Below are 20,440 nucleotides of genomic sequence, written 5' to 3'. Positions count from 1 at the left end.
AAAAAAGGAAATAAGAGCGTATTCTGAGCGATCAGGCTATACGGCATATTGCAAGAAAGATGCGAAATCTTGCCAGCCAGACAAAATCCCCGCCTATGTCCCGTTCTGTCGCAGCACCACCACCCCGCCTCCAGCGAGGTATATATGGCGGTTATCCGCATAAACAATACGTTTTAACCTATAGCTAACCCTCTAAAAAACCCGTTATCTTCAATCAATCTGTCATAAAAGATTTTAATTAAGGAGGGATGACCATGCACAAGTCAAAGAGGAAAATTCGGATATCCAGCAGAAAGCTCTGCAGCCTTGCAACGGTGATGCTGCTTCCAATGATTGGAAAAGTCTATGGCGATTTTCTCGTCGACGGTCCCTTCTCATCCGGCATCACCGAAGCGAACACCGGAAGTAATGAAACCTCCTTCGATGAACTCGATGCCGGCTGGGACCATAAAGGCAGCTGGGATCTCAGCAACGGAAGTGCATCGAACACCGCAACCCGCTCGCAGGCTGGACTGGCTCAGGTGGTTTCCATCGGATCCGCCTCTGGAAATGTTGTGCACTTATCCATCGACTGGATGCCTCCATCCGACGCCACCGGCACACAGCTTAATCTGACTTATCAGGTCATTGCCTGGAAAAAAACGGGTACACCGGAAAGCGGCAAATTTTTTGTCGGCATCAATTACGCCTCACCAAAAATCGGCACACTGGACGGCACAACGGCCTACACCGACCTGCTGAACGGCACCTACAGCACCACCGAAGCCAATCAATCGCGCGGAACATTCACCGGAACAGCCGGCCTGAACCAGACCTTTTCGGTTGATCTGCCGTTATCCTCTTTCAGCAGCGGGCTGGATGATATCAGCGAATATGACTATATCGGAATCCGCTTGGCCACAGAAAACGGCAGTGGCGGTATAGTGGACAATGTCATGCTTTCAACCGGCATCGATCATAATATGCCGCAACCGTTGACCTCTATCGATACCGGCTGGACCATCCAGAAAGTACGTACAGCCGCCGTCGATACAAATACCCTGCTCATCGGAAGCAGCTACGAAGGGGCCCTGATCGGCATGACCTGGGACGGCACCGCCCTCTGGACCAACCACCTCTCGGGCTACATGAATCATGATCTCTGGTGCGACGATCTCACCGGCGACGGCACCGACGAAATTCTCGTTGCCAATGCCGACGGACGGGTCTACTGCGTCGACAGCTCCACCGGTTCCAATGTCTGGAATTATGTGCCGAATGACGGCGGACATCTTCCGCCGATGTATGCCGTCTGCACGGTGCATTCCAATGGGACGCCTTATGTCGTCTGCGGCGCTTTCGACAAATTCATTCACTATATCGATGCGGCGGGAGCTCCGGTTAAATCGGTGGATTCTCATCCCTACTCCATTGCCAACACCTGGGGGAATACCGCGCCGCCGGATAAATATCATAATGCCAACTTCCTGCGCCCGTTCATAACCAACGGCGTCGAAAAGCTGGCTCTGCTCGGCAGCATGAGCCACATGCAGGATAATGGTGTTTTCTACCTCTTTGATCCGCTCGCCGATATGCCGTATCTAACGGTGGATGTGAACGGCCCGAAAGTTTCCGGCGACCTGCGTGTGATGGATCCCGACGGCGACGGAAACGACGAGCTCATCATCGGCTCCTCCGCCCTCAACGGAGACTCGATCGTGCATTTTGATCCGCGCTCCGGCGAACAGAATGAGTGGGTAATCACCGGCAACAAAGGCTCTGCGGGCTACCGTGTAACACAGGTGGCCAGCTATCCCGACGGCGACAGTTTTAAATATTTTGTACTCTGCGGCGCCACCCTCTCCATCGCCACACCCAGCGGCGACAGCAACATCGTCAGCTCAGCCGCAAACTATCAGTGCTCCTATGCCTTCAACGATCTCTGGCAGGATCCGGATTCCGGAAAAATCGTACTTGCCTCGGCCCAAAGCGGCGGCAGCTGTATCCACATCATCGACACCCGGCATTCCAACTGGCTGCCCGCCTTTGAAGCGCTGAATCCTCCCGGAAAAATTGCCGCCATTATCGCCAATACGGCTCAGACGAAAGCGCAGCTCAGCACCTTCACCAAACCGGCATGGGAGCGCGATCCGGTGGAAGTCATTCTGACGGCCGCCAGCCCGACTCATCCCGTCGCCCAGGATGTCATATCCTATTCGGACACGCCGGTTTTCATGAACTATTACTGGGACAGCTTTGCACAGGATCCCGACGATTGGAACCGCGATACCGTGCTAGCAACCAATCCCGAGTACCGTGACAAACGCGACAGCCGTCGCAGCTACACCAAAACCGAAGCATGGATTCTTTCTCAGGTAGGGGCCGAGGATGACGGCGGCGAAGGCATCGCCATGTGGGGCGGTCACGGCAACGATCCCTACTATTACAGTCTGGATACGCTTAAAGGCATCATTGATCTGCAGAACGGCGAAAAAACCTGCCTCATCTGGCCGGAAATGAACGGATCATCCGAAGCCTTCGCAAAGGTTATGGAAGACCGTTTTTATCCGTTGGCAGAATACGCCCGGACCAACAACGCCAATATTTTCATCCGTAACAAAAATATCTTCTGGCAGGGCGCGGTTTACCTCCCGGCCTGGGAGCGCATACGCAACGGCGAATTTTCAGAAGTATTCACTTCGCTGCTGGAAGAAACTACAGACAAAACCTGCGAGTTGAGTGTGGTTGGACGTATGGGCCTGTGGGCCAGCGGGGCACTCGACAGCTGGGGTATGCGCTGCTCCCGCGACAACCCCAGCTTCGACCGCGCGCGCCAACACTCCTACCAGCGCCTTCCGAACCATTTTCTGCGTAATATGGTTTACAATCTGGCCGGCGGAGCAACCATGCTGAACGTTACATATGTGGATGCCGACTACCAAAGCCTCGCCTGGGAACTCGTCGCCAAAGGTGCGCTGTTTGTGCCGAAACGTGAAGAAATTGTCAGTTTCAACCCGGTTCATCTCAGCATGCATGATCCGGATGAACACTATCTCGAGGACGGTGAAAACAACAAATGGACCACCTTCTACGATCAGTCCTTCGAACAGAACAACCCGTTTGTATTCAGCCGCATGAACGGAACCTGGCCGGCCGCCCCGAACACCGCATGGGATTTCTCGCGCTATGCCGCCGGCGTGAAAGACCGCCGTCAGAATTTTATTCCGCCCTATCCGAACGGCACCGTACTGGTGACCCCGGTGCAGGACGGCGTATTTGCCAACACCAATGCCGCCCGCGGCCGCATGACTGATCATCTTCATCCCATGTATAAAAACATTATGCAGGAGTTTATCAGCAACGGGCGGTATTATATTTCCAGCGACGGCACCGCAACCAACGCTGCGGATACGTTCTACACCACTGTGGCCAACGCCATCACCAACAGCGCATCCCGCCTGCCCGTCACCGTCAGCGGCGATATTGCCTGGATCGTAGCGCAGACCTCCCCCACCCATCTGCGTCTCACCCTGGTCGACAGCGGATACCTCAATCCGAAAAGCCGCACCGCAACCGTCCGTTTCAATACCGTTTCGCCGATTGCCGTGACCGATGTCCTGGACGGCACCGTTTTCCCGGTGTCCGGGAACTCCGCCACAATCAATGTCCCGCTCGGACTCTGGCGCTTTATCGACCTCGAGCTGAGCGAACCTTTTTTTCCGGACAACGGATGGGGCGAATTTTCCAGCACAAACGGACTCCCCGGAAACTCCTGGGCCGACACCGACGGCGACGGCGCAGCGGATCAAATCGAATATGCCCTCAACGGCGATCCGAAAGATGCCGGCTCCATGCCGCTCTCCCCCCGGATTAATTTTTATCCGGACAGCTCCGTCGGCTTCGCGCATCCTCAGCTGGTCCACAGCAACCCCGGCATCGGCTATATTCAGGAATGGACCACAAACCTCGTTTCAGGCCCCTGGCTCACCAACTGGTCGTCCTATTCGAGCGCAGCCACTACCAATCCTGCTTATAACCTTGCCGAACAGACTCTCGACGGTTCAGCCAAAGAAAAACTTTTTTTCCGACTTCAAATCACGCAGCCCTAATCCGCTCAAAAACGAACGCTGACGGAAAAACATATATAATTGGCAACCATGCATATTTATCAACCCTGTGGCTTCCGTCAGTATGACCGTGTTGAAGTCAGGTATAATGAAGCAAAAATAAATAAGGGGCATAATATGAAAAAATTGATACTCGGGCTCTCAGTTGCTGCCGCTGTTTTCAGCGCACAGGCAACAGTAGTGAGCTTTGACGAAGCCGGCTACACCGCCGGTGCGCTGGACGAGCAGGGAGCCACCGGAGGCAGCACCTGGAATGCCAGCGGAAACACCGTCGACCCAACCGGCGGCGGATCGGTCGTATTAGCCACGGGAACGGACACCTGGAAATACGGTGTATTCCGCGAAAACCTTCGGGCCGATTCAGGCAACAACGATTTCACGGTATCTCAGACCATTTCGTGGACTGAAAATGCCGAAACCGGAAACAATGATGCGTTCAGTCTGCTCTTTAACGATACGCTAAATGGAACCAGCACAATGCGTGCTTATCTGAACCGATCGGGTACCGACAGCTACAAACTCGGCATTAAAACCGACCTCGGCGAAGACCTGGGCGGCTCTACGTTTTCCGAGACTTTGTTTGGTCTGGATGACCTCGGCGACACAACCAGTGATTCCATTAAATTTTCCTTTAACCTGGTTGCGGGAGCCTCCTCAAATGACTGGTCCTACACGATCTCTCTTTATAATGAGACCACTGCCAGTGATATCGGAGTGATCTCCGACAGCGAAATCACAACGTCCGAGGCTCTCTTTACCGCAGGCAACCTGTATGGCGGATTCAGCTCGTCGCGTAACGAATCGACCCACGGTCTGACAGATCGCGTAATAACCTCCTTTGAAGTCGCAGCCGTTCCGGAACCGGCCACACTGGGAATGATTTCCGCTATCGGAATCGGCATCCTGTTTATCCGTCGCAGATTCATGATGTAAACTGAAAGCTCATTTTCACAGGAAAGGCGCAACACTGAGTTGCGTCTTTTTTTTGTGGCAAAATATCATATAAACCAAACGCAAGAGTGCATGTTATTTGCGTCCAAATCCCCTGTTGCATCGCGTTCCTTTCGCAAAACAACGAGGATTCATTTAATGATCAACAAGAAATGCGTTTTAACAACGGCACTGGTGATTACAACAGGTGCGGCATTGGCCTCCGCCATCACCAGCATTGAAACCGGGCACACCATGTCCAAAGTCCGGACCGCTCGGAAAAACGGGACAACCTATATCGTCGGGAGCGACTACAACGGCACCATCATGGCCATTTCCCCGAACGGTTCCATCGGCTGGAAAAACAAACTCTCGGGCTTTATGAACCGCGACGTATGGTGCGCCGACATCACGGGCGATGCATCCGATGAAATTCTTGCCGCCAACGCGGATGGTTCTATCTACTGCCTGGACTCCGATGGAAAACTGCTCTGGTCGTTCAAACCGTCCGATGCGCCGATGAATGCCGTGACCGTGATTCATAAAGACCGGACCCCCTACGTGGTCTGCGGCGGGTTCGATATGAACCTCTATTATCTTACAGTCGACGGCAAACTCATCAAAACCATTGATTCCAAGGTCTATTCCAAAGAAAAGCCATGGGGAAAATCCTATAAATCCCGACCGGAGGACTTTAAACACGTCGCCAACTTTATCCGCCCGCTGAAACGCCAGGACGGCTCTGAAGTGCTGCTGGTGCACGGCGTCATCTGGAGCAACAGCGCGGGGGGACACTTTTACTGCTTTGAACCGCTGGAAGAGAAGCCGTTCAACCAACTGAAAAAATCGGCCGGCGGCGTTGGCGATCTTAAAACGGCCGATCTTGACGGCGATGGCAATGAGGAGATTCTCTACGGTGCCACGTCCATGATTCAGGATGCTCACGTCAGCTCCTTCGATATCGATAAAGCGAAAAATCATACCTTCAAAATCAGTTCACTCCGTCGTGAGATCGACGGATTCGGTTATCGCGTTGCCCAGCCCGAACTCATCCGCGAGAACGGTGAAGATAAACTCTTTGTTCTTTTCGGCTCCCGCATTCTGCTGATGCCGACCGACCTCAATGCGGACCCGAAAAAAACCGAAGTGCTGAGCAACCGCTTTGCCTATAACGATCTGTGGAAACCGGATGACAAAAATCTCATCATTCTCGCCAGTGCACAGAGCGGCGGCAGCTGCATCCACATCATCAACCTCGATTCCAAATACTGGAAAACCGCATACGAAAATCTGGTTCCCCCCGGTAACATCACCGAAATACTTGAACAAACCGCGCAGGCCCGCGAACAGCTGAAGAGCTACACCAAACCCGAATGGGAAACTGACCGCCCTGTGGTCACCTTCATGACGGAAAGTCGAAAAGGCAGTGGCGGCCCCTATATTGAAGCCATCGAAAAATCGGGATACCCCAGCCCGGTCTTTCTGGGCGGGAAACATCTGCCGCGTGTTGAAAATGTCGACCGTTCGGACTTCCATCCGGACTATCAGACGAAACGTGACCGCCGCAAAAAATATGTCCTCAGCGAAAAAGAAATGACCAAAGAGCTGACGGACTGTTTCGCCGGCATTCCCGGCATTGCCTATTGGGGCGGCCATGGAAATGATCCGTTCCAGACCAGTCTGCAAACGCAGAAAAACGTCTTCGATTATGCGAAGAAACAGAACAAAAAAGTGGTAACCATTTATCCGGAACTCGAACAGCACGATGCCGCCTTTGCATGGGTTATGGAGCATCATTTTTATCCGATGGCCGCCTATGCCCAAAAAACAGGCGCGGCAAAAATCTTTGTCCGCACCAAGCATGCCTTCTGGAACGGCATCGTCTATATGCCCTTCTGGGCCGGACTGATTTCCGGGGAATATGCCGATGTATTTATCCCGGCTCTGGAGGAAACCACCGATAAAACCATGGAGCAGAGCGTTGCTTCCCGCCTGGGCATCTGGACGGCCGGTTCGGTCGACCAATGGGGAGCCCGTTGCGCCCGGGATAACACCAGCTTTGATCGAACCCGCCAGCATTCGCACCAGATGCTGCCCAACCATTTTCTGCGGCAGATGATCTACAACATTTCCTGCGGTGCAACCTACCTCAACAACTTCGCGGTCGATCAGGATTACATGTCGATTCTCTGGGAACTCATTGCCAAAGGGGCTCTTTATGTCCCGGAACGCGACGAACTCCTCAGTCTCAACCCGGTGCACCTCAGCATGAAAAAACCTGATGAACGATTCATCAACTATGGAAACAATGTCAAATGGATGACCTTTTTCAATCAGGCCGACGAGGACGCCAACCCCATGGTCTTCCAGCGCCTGAATGGCTCATGGCCGGGAGCTCCTGTCGTGGAATGGGATTATTCCCGCTATGCCGCCGGAGCCCATGAGCGGCGCCTCAACTTTCTTCCAACCTTTGAAAACGGCGTGGTCATGATCACTCCGCCCCAATCCGGAGTTTTTGCCGATCCGGATGCGCCGCGCGGAAAAATGGAAGATCATCTGCATCCGATATATAAAGGACTTCTGAAAGAATATATTACCGACGGACGGAACTACTATTCCGCCGATGGAACCCGGACCTTCAAGGCTGACGAATATTATAAAACCATCGAAGCCGACATCCGTGAAGCCGCCGAAAAACTGCCGCTTACAGTCGGTGGTGACGTCGCCTGGGTGGCGGCACAGTCCGCTCCGAACCACATCCGCCTCACGCTGCTCGACAGCGGCTACATCAATCCCTCGGCCAAAACGGCCGTCGTACATATCCAGGGATTGGAAATTGCAAAAATGACCGACCTGCTCAGCGGGGAAATATTTGATCCGGCCGATTCATCGACGGTCAAGATCGACATACCTGTCGGCATGTTCCGCTTCATTGATGTGGAACTGAAAAAACCCCTCGCTAAATAATTAAGAAACAAATATCCGCACACTGGAACAGCGTCGCCCCGACAGCCGTAATCCAAACGGCTTCGGGGCGATCTCTTTGTTTTTTTCACCCCCTGAAAACTTCTCCGGAGTCAGCCTATCCGCCGGCAGTTCAGGCGCAGGATCAAACGTTTCAGCGGTAGCTTTCCCGAAGCAGGTTCATCATGTAAACATTGGTATCCCATTGATCGCACAACGGTTGCAATGTGTACGGCACCGACGGAATATAGGGCCACGGTCCGAATTCCGGGCAAATAATAAGATCTTCATTCGCGGCTTTTTTACATTCCACAATCTGATCCCACCAGCCGAGATGCGCATTCAAGGCATCGGAAAATTCCGGCGCACGCGGATCGGAAACCTGCGGACCTTCCTGGAATCCGACACGGGCATGAATATGGTCCGCCCGGCTGATCGCCAGCGCCACGCTGTCCTGCTGATCCTCCAGCAGCGTTTCCGAAACACAGCACCAGTGTGAGGCATCAAAGGTGATCCGCAGTTCCGGGTCAGCTTCCAGAAAACGGTGCATAACAGCGGCGGAATATGAGAATTTTCCGCGGTGCGTTTCATGGATAATATTAACGCCGGAGACCTCGCTCATCTCTTTCGCTGCGGCGATGATGCGCTGATTATCTTCAAAACTGAACCAGTCACGACCGGTCTGTGAATTAATATAAAGCGGCTCTGTCCCGATGATCCACTCCAGCTGCTGTTTATATTCTTCGATGTGGGCCTCCACATCGGGATTGACGGTTTGCCAGTGCTGGCCGACATGCGCAATACCACGGCTTTTCATGGCTTCAACCCGTTGCTTGCGCTGCGTTTCATCGCCCCTGTCATACGAAAGTTCGATACCGTCATACCCGGCCTCCAGCACTTGGTCGCAAAATGCTTCAAACGGCATTTCAACACTGCCCCAGAGCGGACAGAAATAACTGATTTTCATGAATAAACTCCTGTTAATGCGAGCCGTTATACCCAAATGCGCAGCAAAATAAAATCCGGATAATATGATCAAATTTCATATTTATCCGGATTCAACGATCCGGCGACATCCCTGAAAACTATTCTTCCGGAACCCGGAAGCGATGTATCTCAGGACAGTACAATCGTGCAACGAGAATTACGCCCACAGCGCCGATCAGAAAATAGGGCGGAAAATACTGGGCCCCGGCAATAAACATTTCGTCGGAGCCCGCTTCAATCGACCGGTTGTTTTCCAGAAATTTAAGCAGTTGGGCATAGACGATCCCGATGAAACCGTAACCGAGGTTCAGCGCCATGCCCTTGAAACTCAGCACGGTGGCACGAATGGAATTCGTGGTGATGCGATTAAGATAAAATGAGATGGCAAATGCGGTAATTGAAAAAGCCGCGGAAAGCAGAATCATAAAAACTACCCCCAGAAACGGTATAAAAAAAGACGCACCCGTAAATCCGGCAATACCCAGCAGCAGCGCAATCACAAAAACCCGACCCGGCGTTTTGTGGTCGACCAGCTTCCTCGCCAATGGAGCGATCACAAAATTCAGCAGCGACATCCCCGCACCGATCAATCCCAGTGCAAATTCGGGATAATGAATCAACCGGTAATATTCGGAATTCAGCGTAATAAACATCCGGATCACACTGTCCAGAAAGGCGCCGGCCAAAATCACGACAAGTGCAAACGGCGTCTGAAAGATCCACCGGCCGGCCTGAACGGTCTGGCGAAATGCATCGCCCACGGCAAGCTGCTCCTCTTTATCCGGCCTTGCCGATTCGTGAAATCCCAGACAGTTGATCCAGCAGAGAATCGAAGTGATAAATGTCAGAAACAACGGCAGCCGCACCGTAAATTCCTTACTGATCTCAAGCCCCGTCCATGCAGAAAGAAGCGTTGGATCATACACCAGCCCGCCAATAATCATGGCAAACATAAAGGCTGCTGAGCGCCATTTGGTAACCGATTCAAGAACTCGCGACCACTGGTCCTGCATGCCCGCATCTTCAAGGCTTTCATACACCAGCGCTTCGTCCGATCCGCTCGCCGCCGCCTCGCCCAGCCCGCTCAGCACCCGGTTCAGCGCCAGCAACCAAAACAGCAACGCGGGATTTCCCCGCGGCGCAAAAGCCCAAACCGCCATTTCGGCAACCATCAGGCCGGAAGTTAGAATCAGCAGCTTTTTCCGTCCCATCAAATCCGATAACGCCCCCGACGGCACCTCCGCCAGAATAATTGTGGCCGCCCAGATTGCATTCAGCATCGCAAACTGATCCAGCGTCATCCCGAAATCCAGAAAAATTACCGCAAAGACCGGATAATAAAAACGCGCGTTGAACAGCAGTCGGAACGTAATAAAACGCCGAACATTATTTTTTGCAATACTCTGTAAATCCCTGACCATATTTTTATTCATGGGAGGCCGCCTGAATCGCAGCGATACCTCAGCGTACCGTCGGCATTCTTCCGGCCTTGTTGTGAACAGCAGGCAGAGCAAACAGCACCAGCGTGCCGAGCACCAGCAGGAAATACGGATTAAACCCCAATCCGGCCGGCAGGAATCCGATTGCGCCGGCCGCGGCGGCGGCGATCAGCGCATACGGCATCTGCGTCTTCACATGCTCCATCGGCTCAATGTCGCAGGAAATGGAGGAGACAATCGTCGTGTCGCTGAACGGCGAACAGTGATCACCGAAAACAGCACCGCTGAAAACGGCGGCGATGGTTGCATAGATTAACGGTGTAATCTCGCCGTCCGCCAGTCCGATCGCCGATGGCAGCGCCAGCGGCATCAGAATCCCCATGGTGCCCCACGACGTTCCCGTGATGAACGAGATTAAAGCACCTGTGATAAAGACCAGCATTGGAAAAACAGCCGGAGGGACATTCCCCTTCAGCAGGGCTGTCAACACCTCATGGGCATTCAGCGCCTTCAGCACACTGCTCAGCAGCCAAGCCGCAATCAGAATCAGCACCGGTTTAAACAGATGCCCCACGCCCTGCCCGAAAACCAGGGCCGCATGGGAGCCGCCGGCTTTGATCCTCTTTGCATTCATCGCCAATGCAATCCCGCACGCCAGCACACTCACCATCACCAGCACCCGCGCCGCATCGGCATTGCCGTACGCCGCCGAAACCTTTGCCAGTGTCAACGGCCAGATGCCGCCTTCAACCCCTTCGATATATAAACCGCCCAAAAGACCCATAATTAAAAAAAACAGCGGGATCAGGGCCGACCTTATTTTTTTCCGCGACGAAACAGAAAAATCGGGATCGTTTGGTCTTTGGTCTTTTTGAACCGCATGGTGATCATTCTTTATTTTTCCGATCTTCCAATCCCTGGAAATCACTACGACCAGAAGGATCAGCGTAAACCAGCAGTAAAAATTAAACGGGATCGATTTTAAAAACAGGCCGAACGGCTGGGCATCGAGCCCGGCCTGCGCCAGCCCTTCTTTAATCATTGCCAGCTGATAGGCGATCCAGGTTGAGATCACCGCCACGCACGCCACTGCAGAGCTGGTCGAATCGACGATATACGCCAGGCGCTGCTTTGAAACTCCGGCCCGTTCCGCCATCGGACTGATGGATTTGCCCACCAGCATACTGTTCGCCAACCCGTCGAAGAAACAAACCAGCCCCAAAAAATACGCACTCCACTGCACACACCGGTCCGACTGTTTTCCGGAAGCCAGCCGCCGTTCCGTCAGCGCCTGCAGTCCGCCGCCTTTTTCAATCAGCGCCGCAAACCCGCCCAGCAAAAGTGTAAATGCCAGCACGCTCAGATTCCACACACTTCCAAGCACTGGAAAAAGATGATCCGTAAAAAGAGAAACGGACGCCTGAACCGGATGACCGTCATTCAGCAGAATCAGCCCCGCCCCGGTCCCCAACAGCAGCCCCGTAATCGTCCGGTTCAGCAAAAATACCGACACCAGCGCCACCACACTCGGCCAAAGTGCACGCCCGGGAAAATCGAAAAAAACAACTCCCCATGAAAACAGAAAAAAAACGCTTACAGTTATTACACGCATAATCATGATTTCAAACCATCCGGATTTTTTGGCCGACCAGATCAGGGATTCCAGTTCCAGAACCAGTCTTTAACCTGTGCCCTGTGCACGAAGCCGCTGGCTCCGGGATAGGTGCTGACAATCTCCACCTGAAGGCGCGCCGCACTTTCCGGATCCCACCCTTTTTTGGGCGTGGCCGTGAAAACGAACGGAAAAAGATTTCCGTCTATAGAAAGGCTGGCCCTCTGTGTCTGAAAATCAATCTGCATCCGGACGTCGTGCCAATCGGTATCCGGCTCAAGGAACCCCACCGTCACCCATTCGTTCGTCCCGAACCCGGTCCACACCTGCACATCACCGAATTCATCGGTCCATGGATTCAGGATCCATTGAAATGCCCCGCCATAATCCAGCTGTTCCTCTCCGTTCCAGATGAAGAGCCCGCCTTCCAGGGTTTGCGCATTGAGAACCGGATTGGTGGTTGCCGGAAGATACGGCAGTCGGAAAGAATATCCGCAGTCATGAACAAAATTGGCGGCGGTGTCATCGTAAATGCGGTTAAGCAGAATGTGGTGAGCCATAATTCGGCGCTGGCTGCCGTTGGCCTCCAGTTCGCTGTATTCAGCAAAATGCGTGGTTTCAATATCGTTGGTCGTTACAGCAGACACTCCGTCCGGCGCGTAGATTCCATCTCCGAGCGCAGTCGTCCACCCGGCAAGGTTTACCCCGGAATGTCGGTTCGTGGACACCAGTACCCTATAGAACATCGGCACCGGAACCGACATCGTTTCGTTGGTGATCGGAATCTGGCGGAGCGTCCCCCAGTCTGAACGCCAGTCGCCGGCAGTCAGGCTGGGCGACCACTGCACCGTCCCTACCGCATTGCTTAGACGATTCGTCCAATTGAGAGAACCATTGCCATTAAATCCGGTAATTCTCACCTGTGCCACTGCATTCGGAGCACCGCCGATGAATAACCAGAAGAAAAGCGACGCCGTCAGGTATCTGAGCAGACGGCCCGTAACGCCCCTGCACGGGCCGAACGTTCGAAAACCGGTCATCCATTTTCCTCTGTTTTTATAATAAGTCCGATGTCGGCATCAAAAATGCACAATTTAATCAGGTTTCACCTTACCCTAAAGTCCAACGAGAACAAGGCCTACACTGCAACGGATTTACAGAGTATGCTCTACAAAATAAAACACCCGATACTGAGAGTAAAAAGATATGAAGAAAGTAATTTTCCTATTGGCGGCGCTTCTGGCGTCCGGAACCCTGCAGGCAGGCGTGATTGTGGACAGCCTGGATAATACGGATAATATTTCATATACGTTCGGCGCGGCATCAGTTTCGGACAATGGCGGAAGCGGTATTGTAACCCTGCAGAAAACGAGTACGAATTATGTGGATACCGGCATGGACTGGCAGCTGGGAGGCGCATCCGGCGGAAGCATGGATATCAATGCCTATACGAGTGCCAGCATCACTCCGGAGGGACCGGTCAACGGCGGATATTATAATGTAAACATCCTCCTCTATGATGCGCTGGGCGATTATATCGCTGAACAGGCCTGGATCACCGATACGCAGGACACCGAAACCCAAACGGTGGTTCTGGCCGACCTTATTAATGCATCCGCCTACGCCGAAAGCGGTGTGGCCAGCTGGGCCTTGCGGATTCGCGCCAACCTTCCCCACGACGTGGAGAACAGTGGATTTGGATTTACAGAGATTGCAGTAAACAACATTCCTGAACCCGTTTCACTGGCCCTGATCGGGATCTTTGGAGGCGGCGCACTCTTTGTCAGACGTCTACTTATGTAGATCGAGCCGGGCGGCAGTTAGGATTCCGCCCGATAATCCCTGGCCTCCCTCCGTGCGTGGAGATACATCTCCACCCCGCATCATGCCTTAATCGCTTCTTCGACAAGTTTGAGGGTGGAGTCGAAGGAGTAGGTGGCCAGAAGAAAAGCTCCCTGATGGCAGAAGATGCCGTCGGATATCCCCGCCGCCTGGTTAAAGTCATCATCCATCAAACCCGCCCAGGCCTGCGGAAAATCTTTGCGGTTACTGTATTCCCCGAGAGCTGACGGCACAGCCTGTGCGAAGGTCTTTTTGCCTTTGGAAAAAACGGCATACAGAATGGACTCGTTGCCTTCGCTGTTAAACAGATGTTCCTGCCACTTGCAGTTTTCCGGAACAATAATATACGCCCGTTTTTCGGCCAAAGCCTCGTTTAATGCCAACGCCAACCCCGCGCGACTGTGAATCCATCGTTTAGCCCGGCTAATCGCCGCCAGCAGCAGCTGGCGCGCCCGCACCACTTCCCCTTCAAATACGTCATCGGCCTTAAACGGATTGTCCGGATTCATCATTGAAATGGACGTCGTTAATGACACTTCCCGCACATCGGAAAAATCGTCCAGCGGCGCGGAGAGCTTTACCCCGTTATCGATGGCGTCAAATTGACGGATCAGGGTTTTGCACACTTGCTCCGCAAGTTTTGAATCGCCGCAGATTTCTGCGCCATAGTGCTTCCAGATCAAACCGATGGATGACATCTTCAACCCGTCATCATAGGTCGGACCGTTCTTAAAATGATGGTCATACTTTTTTTCAGCATGATCATACGTTCCACCCACATCCACGAGATAGTCGCACTGAGCCCAAACCTCCGGATCGCGGGAACGCCGGATTTCATACTCCGGGTGAAGTATCGATAAAGCCGCCACGGCAAATACATCGTCCGCATGAAAATTTCCGCTGTGAGTTCCAAGTATCGTTTTCAAAATTCGTCTCCCTTTTAAATCAGGGCGCGCATCAAACCACAAAGAAGCAAAGAACACAAAGGCAGCGGCGCAGATGTTTTCAATCGGGATCAGGAATATTTAAACGAAAGGTCTTTTTCAACGATTGGAACGTCTCCGTCCCCTCCTGCGATAAAATCCATTCCCCCTGAACGCTGCAGCCGGCTCTTCGCTGAAAAGGCCTGACAGGGCATGCAGAACAAGGTACAAAACGAGCCCTCAATTTACCTATGGAGCCCTTTGGTTATGAAATGTATATCCTGGAATGTGAATGGAATCCGCGCCGTCATGAAAAAGGGATTTCCCGATTTTTTAGACGCCCATGCCCCCGACGTCCTGTGTCTGCAGGAAATCAAAGTGCATAACGATGATCTGCCCGGGGAAATTCAGAGCACTGCCACCGACCGCGGCTATACCGGCTTCTGGAACGGCGCCGATCGAAAAGGCTACAGCGGTACTGCCACCCTCTCTAAAACGGAACCCCTATCCTACGAGACCCGTATGGGCGATGACCGCTTTGACCTGGAAGGCCGTTTCCAATGTCTGGAATTTCAGGAGTTCTTCCTCATCAACACCTATGTGCCCAATGTGAAGAGCGACCTCTCCCGCCTCGCCGAACGTCAGGAATTCGATGCGCTGATGCGCGATAAAATCCAGGAACTGGAAGCCGCCAAACCGGTTGTACTCTGCGGCGATATGAATGTGGCCCATCAGCCCATCGATCTCGCACGCCCCAAGCCCAACGAAGGCAAAGCCGGCTATACCGACGAAGAACGCGCCGGCATGACCGACTATATTCAGGCCGGACTGATCGACACCTTCCGCTCCCTGAACCCCGAAACCGTGCGTTACTCCTGGTGGAGCTATCGCGGCCAGGCCCGCGCCAACAACGTGGGATGGCGGATCGACTATTTCCTCGCCAGCCAAAACCTGCAGCCCCGCATTCAGTCGGCCGACATCCACTGCGATGTCACCGGCTCCGACCACTGCCCCATCGAACTCATCACCGACCTTGGGTAGAGTTCGGCCGCGCCGATTTTTTTAACTACTGAAAACACAAAGGGCACTGAGTTCCTAACCTTGGAACTTGGATAGATTTAAGTAAAAAGGGCCGCGCTTCTTCATGAACCTTGTGCAGCGAGAAAACATTAGAATCTCGGGCTTACACCTTCTTTTTTTCCGACCTTTTCCCCTGTTAAATAAAAGAATTCAGATCAGTCCGGATAGAACGGGAAACTTCCATGGATATCGCGTCAGATGCTGCAAGTAATATTGCTGCAACTTTTGCAACCCCTTTATTATTTGAACAACACGCCTCATTGATTTTTGGCACGGTTAGCCGCGCTCCGGTATACTGTCGATCCGTTCTGCCGTATGTTTGAAAATATTCATCAGTGTGGATTCTTCCAGTTTTCGCCGCGCCTGACAATACGCAGAGGAGGATAAAGCAGGAACCTTCATCCCGCATACCGCGGCCAATGCCTGTGTCTTTCTTACCACTTCCATACAGCCACCGTCGGCATCGATCACCTGGCAAAAGAACGCCCAAAAGGTGCTTTCCTTACTGAAGATCCTTTGCCTCGAATGGTGCCTGCCTTTCGATGGCCGTAGCCTTTGCTCCGGTACACACTTTCTGAAACACACCGCAAGCTGGGAGAGGCTTTTTTCTTTCAGCGCACGTAATTGCTGCGCAAGCCTGTCGGCTTCACCCCGGCTCTTTTTACCCAAAGTGCCCCTGTGAAAACCGTTGAAAAAGGGAGTCTGATTGTGCATGCGAAAGTTTATCAGAACCGCCCCGGAAGTTGGAGGATTTACTATGCAAATCATCCTCTATTTCACCTTTAAATCAGTGCCACTCGGGTCAGTCCGATATTTTAATATTCCCACTGGCGTTGCCCGCCAAACTACCTTTTCCAAGGATTGGAACTTCTCTGATTTCCTCCGTGCCTCTAGCGAAGCGGGTGGTTAAATGCGATCTATAGCACCGCATCGGTATGCTGATGATGTCCCGCCCCCCCATCCTCTTGGTATGAAAGGGCTCTTTTCCCGAATACCGTTTTGTGTAAGGATCACTCTTCTTGAGACAAAATATATTTAAAGGATTTTTATGAGCACATCCCCTCGCTTACCGCATGTTGTCGCCGGCCAAACCGAAAACCCGAAACTCACTATTGTCTGGATGCATGGGCTCGGTGCTGACGGACATGATTTTTCGCCGATTGTTCCGGAGCTGAAACGTCAGCTGAGCGCGCCGGTAAAATTTATCTTTCCGCATGCGCCGGTGCGGCCGGTTACGCTGAACGGCGGCATGCCGATGCCGGCGTGGTATGACATTAAAGGCATCGGAACACCCCGCGATTTTTCGGAAGATGATCTGGAGGAGAGCCGCCAACAGATTGAAGCCTTTATCGATGCGGAACTCAAAAACGGCATGCGGCCGGATCAGATTCTTCTCGTCGGATTTTCCCAGGGCGCGGCTGTCGCCTTCCATACCGGCCTGCGCTATGCCGCACCGCTCGCCGGCATCATCGCCCTATCCGGCTATATCCCGGTGCCAAGCGAAGATGGCAGTGATTATCCGGAGACCAATAAAGCCATACCGATTCTGATTGCTCACGGGACACTCGACCCGGTTGTTCCGCCCGTGCTGGCCGATCAGGCGCTGGAGCATTTAAAAGAACAGGGATTTCCCTGTTCATTTAAAACCTACCCGATGGAGCATTCGGTCTGCCCGGAGGAGATTGATGACATCGCGGCCTTCATCGATGCGCTCCTCTGAGGTTCTCGCACAACGACATTTTTATCCCGCGCAAAGATCACGGAGCATTCGTGCAGCACCTCTGCGCGCCCAGTCTCTCTGCGAAGAATTTTATATATATTAAGCAACCATGAACGCGCACTGCTGCTAAGGAATATTATGCCGAATCCGATCCCTTTTGATAATACCTACGCCCGGTTGCCGGAGCGTTTTTACGTTAAACAAAATGCCGCCGCAGTTCCGTCACCCGTGTTGCTGCGTGCCAATGCTGAATTGGCGGAAGAACTGGGGATTGATCCCGCCTGGCTGGAAACTCCGGAAGCGTTGAATGTGTTTTCGGGGAATGGCACGGCGGAAGGATCCGAGCCGCTGGCGCAGGCGTATGCCGGGCACCAGTTTGGCGGGTTTTCCCCGCAACTCGGCGATGGCCGGGCGCTTCTGCTCGGCGAAGTGATCGATCAAAACGGCGGCCGGCGGGATATTCAGCTAAAGGGTTCCGGCCGCACACCGTTCTCGCGCGGTGGCGACGGAAAATCGGCGCTGGGGCCGGTGCTGCGCGAATATATCGTGAGCGAGGCGATGCATGCGCTCGGTGTACCGACTACGCGTGCGCTGGCGGCGGTAGCGACCGGTGAATCCGTACTGCGTCAGGAAGGTCCGGAACCCGGCGGCATTTTCACGCGTGTGGCATCCAGCCATATCCGTGTCGGCACATTCCAATATTTTTATGGCCGCAACGATGAAGAGGCACTGCGCGAACTGGCGGACTACACCATAGCCCGCCACTACCCGGATGCGGCGGATGCCGAAGATCCCTATCTTTCGCTGCTGGAGCACGTAATTGCGGCTCAGGCCAAACTGATTCCGCATTGGATGTCGCTCGGCTTTATTCATGGTGTAATGAATACCGACAACACGGCGATATCGGGGGAAACGATCGATTACGGCCCATGCGCTTTTATGGATGATTTTCATCCGCAGTGTGTATTCAGTTCCATCGATCGCGATAGACGCTATGCCTGGGGCAGTCAGCCGGATATGGCGCGGTGGAATTTAAACCGTTTTGCGGAAACCTTGCTTTCCCTGATTTCAGGGGACAGCGAGGCCGCGCTGGAAAAAGCCAAACATGCCCTCGATGCCTTCGCTGGAATTTTCCGTAAAGAATACGACAACCGGTTCCGTGCAAAGTTTGGCCTGACCGCCGATGCCCCTCTGGACGTTGTTCGAAGCGGCTTTTCATTACTCACGAAACAGCAGATCGATTTCACCCTTTTTTTCCGCCATTTAACTTCCGGGAACCACGATGCTTTACATGGCCTGTTCAGCGACCCCGCGCCGTTCGACGCCTGGTATGCATCCTGGAATGCAGCCACGAAATCGAATCCGGATATTGAGGCCATGAAAAAAGCCAACCCGATTCTGATCCCGCGTAATCATCGTATTGAGCAGGCGATCCAGGCAGCGTATCAAAATGACTTCGCCCCCTTCCATCAACTGGTGGATGCACTGGCCAAACCGTATGAAGACCGCGCGGAATATGCCGCATACGAACGGGCTCCCAAGCCGGACGAAATCGTACATCAGACCTTCTGCGGGACATAGCGGCCAATCATTGCCCACAGAGTTTCCGGGTATTTTTATCTCCCGCAGAAAATGCCGTGAGCCTGCTCTTGCACCTTAGCGCGGAAGTTTTATCCTGCCCGATTCCGGCGGGCATCGACGCGATACAACAGGGCGGGCAGGATGCCGGCGATACATTTTCGGATCGCAAACTTCTAACAGTGGCGTGCGCTACAGCGGGTCAGGATAGCGGTATTCTTTTCCGAGATAATTGAGGAATACCACATCGTCCCCTTCGCGACGGATCTGCTCTTTTCCAAGGATTGGAACTTTTCCGCCGCCGCCGGGAGCATCAATGACATATTGCGGGACGGCTAGGCCGCAGATATGGCCGTGCAGGGATTGGATGAGCTGGATCCCCTTTTCCACCGTGGTGCGGAAATGCTCTGAACCCTGGACGGGGTCGCACTGCAACAGGTAATAGGGTTTCACGTTGATTTCAAGCAGGCCGTAAAACAGATTAACAAGCGATGGCGTATCGTCATTCACCCCTTTTAAGAGAACGGTCTGACTGACCATTCCGATCCCGTGGTCGGACAGTTTTCGGCAGGCGGACTGTGTTTCAGGCGAAAGCTCGTCAGCATGAATAAAGTGCAGGCTGAGCCAGACACGGTGTTTCCGAAGCACGGAACAAAGTTCGTCGGTGATGCGTTGCGGCAGAACGACGGGCACTTTGGAGCCGATGCGTACCATCCGGACATGCGGAATGTTCCGAACTCTGGAAAGCAGTTCTTCAAGCACCGAGTCAGTCATCGTGAGCGGATCGCCGCCCGAAATCAGAACATCGCGGATTTCGGTGTGCTCTTCAATATACCGGAAGGTTTCATCAAAGGTGGAAACATCAAATGCCAAAGGTTTGCCGACCATGCGGGAACGGGTGCAGTAGCGGCAGTAGGTGGAACAGAACGTGGTGGCAAGAAAAAGCACTTTATCAGGATACGTGTGAATCAGGTGCGGCGTGGCGCGGTGATTCTCCTCGCCCAGCGGATCGGCCAGCTCGCCGGTACCGACCCGGTTTTCGGCGGCAGTGGGTATAACGGTTTTTCTCAGGGCCTCGCTCTTGCGGATTAACCCGGCGTAGTGCGGGGTGACAGCAAAAGAGAGCGGGATTTCACCCTCGAACGCGGCGCGCTCGCCGGCGGTGAGGTTGATATATTCCTCGAGCTGTGCCCGGGAGGCGATGCGGTTGGCGATCTGCCATTTCCAATCGTTGGAAAAAATTTTACTGCTCATGTTTT

The 20,440-nt window shown here is 53.3% G+C and carries 14 protein-coding genes; 7 read left to right on the top strand and 7 right to left on the bottom strand.

All coding sequences use genetic code 11. From position 1 onward, the window contains the following. The first annotated feature begins 254 nt into the window (after positions 1-254). The 3 genes from P9H32_RS17810 (at position 255) to P9H32_RS17800 (ending at position 8,003) form a co-directional block, all read left to right on the top strand. Positions 255-4,088: a PQQ-binding-like beta-propeller repeat protein gene (locus P9H32_RS17810; RefSeq protein WP_322610276.1), complete on the top strand. Its 3,834-nt coding sequence runs from the start codon at positions 255-257 to the stop codon at positions 4,086-4,088. 135 nt (positions 4,089-4,223) lie between these two features. Beyond that, entirely contained in the window at positions 4,224-5,039 is an 816-nt protein-coding gene (locus P9H32_RS17805; protein WP_322610275.1) for a PEP-CTERM sorting domain-containing protein, read from the top strand. Positions 5,040-5,195: 156 nt separating this feature from the next. Beyond that, a complete protein-coding gene (locus P9H32_RS17800; RefSeq protein ID WP_322610274.1) occupies positions 5,196-8,003 on the top strand; it encodes a hypothetical protein in 2,808 nt (935 codons plus the stop codon). 151 nt (positions 8,004-8,154) lie between these two features. On the opposite strand, the gene P9H32_RS17795 is transcribed toward P9H32_RS17800, so the two are convergent. The 4 genes from P9H32_RS17795 to P9H32_RS17780 all read right to left on the bottom strand — a co-directional run bounded on the left by P9H32_RS17795 (position 8,155) and on the right by P9H32_RS17780 (position 13,078). Then, complete coding sequence (locus tag P9H32_RS17795; RefSeq protein WP_322610273.1) at positions 8,155-8,967, bottom strand: sugar phosphate isomerase/epimerase family protein; 813 nt, start codon at positions 8,965-8,967, stop codon at positions 8,155-8,157. Between the two features lie 118 nt (positions 8,968-9,085). Continuing rightward, entirely contained in the window at positions 9,086-10,420 is a 1,335-nt protein-coding gene (locus tag P9H32_RS17790) for an MFS transporter (RefSeq protein ID WP_322610272.1), read from the bottom strand. A gap of 28 nt (positions 10,421-10,448) precedes the next feature. After that, the gene (locus P9H32_RS17785) at positions 10,449-12,044 is read right to left on the bottom strand and encodes a Na+/H+ antiporter NhaC family protein (protein WP_322610271.1); all 1,596 of its coding nucleotides are present in this window, start codon (positions 12,042-12,044) and stop codon (positions 10,449-10,451) included. 35 nt (positions 12,045-12,079) lie between these two features. Further along, positions 12,080-13,078 (bottom strand): hypothetical protein, encoded by a 999-nt coding sequence (locus P9H32_RS17780; protein ID WP_322610270.1) that lies wholly within the window; start codon positions 13,076-13,078, stop codon positions 12,080-12,082. Positions 13,079-13,244: 166 nt separating this feature from the next. Between P9H32_RS17780 and P9H32_RS17775 the strand changes: the two genes are divergently transcribed. After that, positions 13,245-13,841, top strand: a complete 597-nt coding sequence (locus P9H32_RS17775; protein ID WP_322610269.1) for a hypothetical protein — start codon at positions 13,245-13,247, stop codon at positions 13,839-13,841. 80 nt (positions 13,842-13,921) lie between these two features. Here the strand turns inward: P9H32_RS17775 and P9H32_RS17770 are convergent, their stop codons facing one another. Next, positions 13,922-14,806: an MYG1 family protein gene (locus P9H32_RS17770; RefSeq protein WP_322610268.1), complete on the bottom strand. Its 885-nt coding sequence runs from the start codon at positions 14,804-14,806 to the stop codon at positions 13,922-13,924. Between the two features lie 264 nt (positions 14,807-15,070). Here P9H32_RS17770 and P9H32_RS17765 point away from each other — a divergent pair, with 264 nt between their 5' ends. Next, positions 15,071-15,844, top strand: a complete 774-nt coding sequence (locus tag P9H32_RS17765) for an exodeoxyribonuclease III (protein ID WP_322610267.1) — start codon at positions 15,071-15,073, stop codon at positions 15,842-15,844. A 315-nt stretch (positions 15,845-16,159) separates the two neighbouring features. Here P9H32_RS17765 and P9H32_RS17760 read toward each other — a convergent pair whose 3' ends face one another. After that, positions 16,160-16,597: a hypothetical protein gene (locus P9H32_RS17760; protein ID WP_322610266.1), complete on the bottom strand. Its 438-nt coding sequence runs from the start codon at positions 16,595-16,597 to the stop codon at positions 16,160-16,162. Between the two features lie 334 nt (positions 16,598-16,931). Here P9H32_RS17760 and P9H32_RS17755 point away from each other — a divergent pair, with 334 nt between their 5' ends. After that, a complete protein-coding gene (locus P9H32_RS17755; protein ID WP_322610265.1) occupies positions 16,932-17,603 on the top strand; it encodes an alpha/beta hydrolase in 672 nt (223 codons plus the stop codon). A 138-nt stretch (positions 17,604-17,741) separates the two neighbouring features. Further along, complete coding sequence (locus tag P9H32_RS17750; RefSeq protein WP_322610264.1) at positions 17,742-19,184, top strand: protein adenylyltransferase SelO; 1,443 nt, start codon at positions 17,742-17,744, stop codon at positions 19,182-19,184. Positions 19,185-19,373: 189 nt separating this feature from the next. On the opposite strand, the gene P9H32_RS17745 is transcribed toward P9H32_RS17750, so the two are convergent. Further along, entirely contained in the window at positions 19,374-20,435 is a 1,062-nt protein-coding gene (locus P9H32_RS17745; RefSeq protein ID WP_322610263.1) for a KamA family radical SAM protein, read from the bottom strand. Positions 20,436-20,440 lie beyond the last annotated feature (5 nt).

The sequence above is a fragment of the Pontiella agarivorans genome, from assembly GCF_034531395.1.
Classification (GTDB): domain Bacteria; phylum Verrucomicrobiota; class Kiritimatiellia; order Kiritimatiellales; family Pontiellaceae; genus Pontiella; species Pontiella agarivorans.
This window is presented reverse-complemented; position numbering and strand designations above follow the sequence as displayed.

What these genes read in the sequence shown, in the direction of transcription:
- P9H32_RS17785 (WP_322610271.1), bottom strand. Translation starts at nt 12,044, where the DNA reads ATGATTATGCGTGTAATAACTGTAAGCGTTTTTTTTCTGTTTTCATGG.
- P9H32_RS17775 (WP_322610269.1), top strand. Translation starts at nt 13,245, where the DNA reads ATGAAGAAAGTAATTTTCCTATTGGCGGCGCTTCTGGCGTCCGGAACC.
- P9H32_RS17800 (WP_322610274.1), top strand. Translation starts at nt 5,196, where the DNA reads ATGATCAACAAGAAATGCGTTTTAACAACGGCACTGGTGATTACAACA.
- P9H32_RS17765 (WP_322610267.1), top strand. Translation starts at nt 15,071, where the DNA reads ATGAAATGTATATCCTGGAATGTGAATGGAATCCGCGCCGTCATGAAA.
- P9H32_RS17755 (WP_322610265.1), top strand. Translation starts at nt 16,932, where the DNA reads ATGAGCACATCCCCTCGCTTACCGCATGTTGTCGCCGGCCAAACCGAA.
- P9H32_RS17795 (WP_322610273.1), bottom strand. Translation starts at nt 8,967, where the DNA reads ATGAAAATCAGTTATTTCTGTCCGCTCTGGGGCAGTGTTGAAATGCCG.
- P9H32_RS17805 (WP_322610275.1), top strand. Translation starts at nt 4,224, where the DNA reads ATGAAAAAATTGATACTCGGGCTCTCAGTTGCTGCCGCTGTTTTCAGC.
- P9H32_RS17780 (WP_322610270.1), bottom strand. Translation starts at nt 13,078, where the DNA reads ATGACCGGTTTTCGAACGTTCGGCCCGTGCAGGGGCGTTACGGGCCGT.
- P9H32_RS17745 (WP_322610263.1), bottom strand. Translation starts at nt 20,435, where the DNA reads ATGAGCAGTAAAATTTTTTCCAACGATTGGAAATGGCAGATCGCCAAC.
- P9H32_RS17790 (WP_322610272.1), bottom strand. Translation starts at nt 10,420, where the DNA reads ATGAATAAAAATATGGTCAGGGATTTACAGAGTATTGCAAAAAATAAT.
- P9H32_RS17750 (WP_322610264.1), top strand. Translation starts at nt 17,742, where the DNA reads ATGCCGAATCCGATCCCTTTTGATAATACCTACGCCCGGTTGCCGGAG.
- P9H32_RS17760 (WP_322610266.1), bottom strand. Translation starts at nt 16,597, where the DNA reads ATGCACAATCAGACTCCCTTTTTCAACGGTTTTCACAGGGGCACTTTG.
- P9H32_RS17810 (WP_322610276.1), top strand. Translation starts at nt 255, where the DNA reads ATGCACAAGTCAAAGAGGAAAATTCGGATATCCAGCAGAAAGCTCTGC.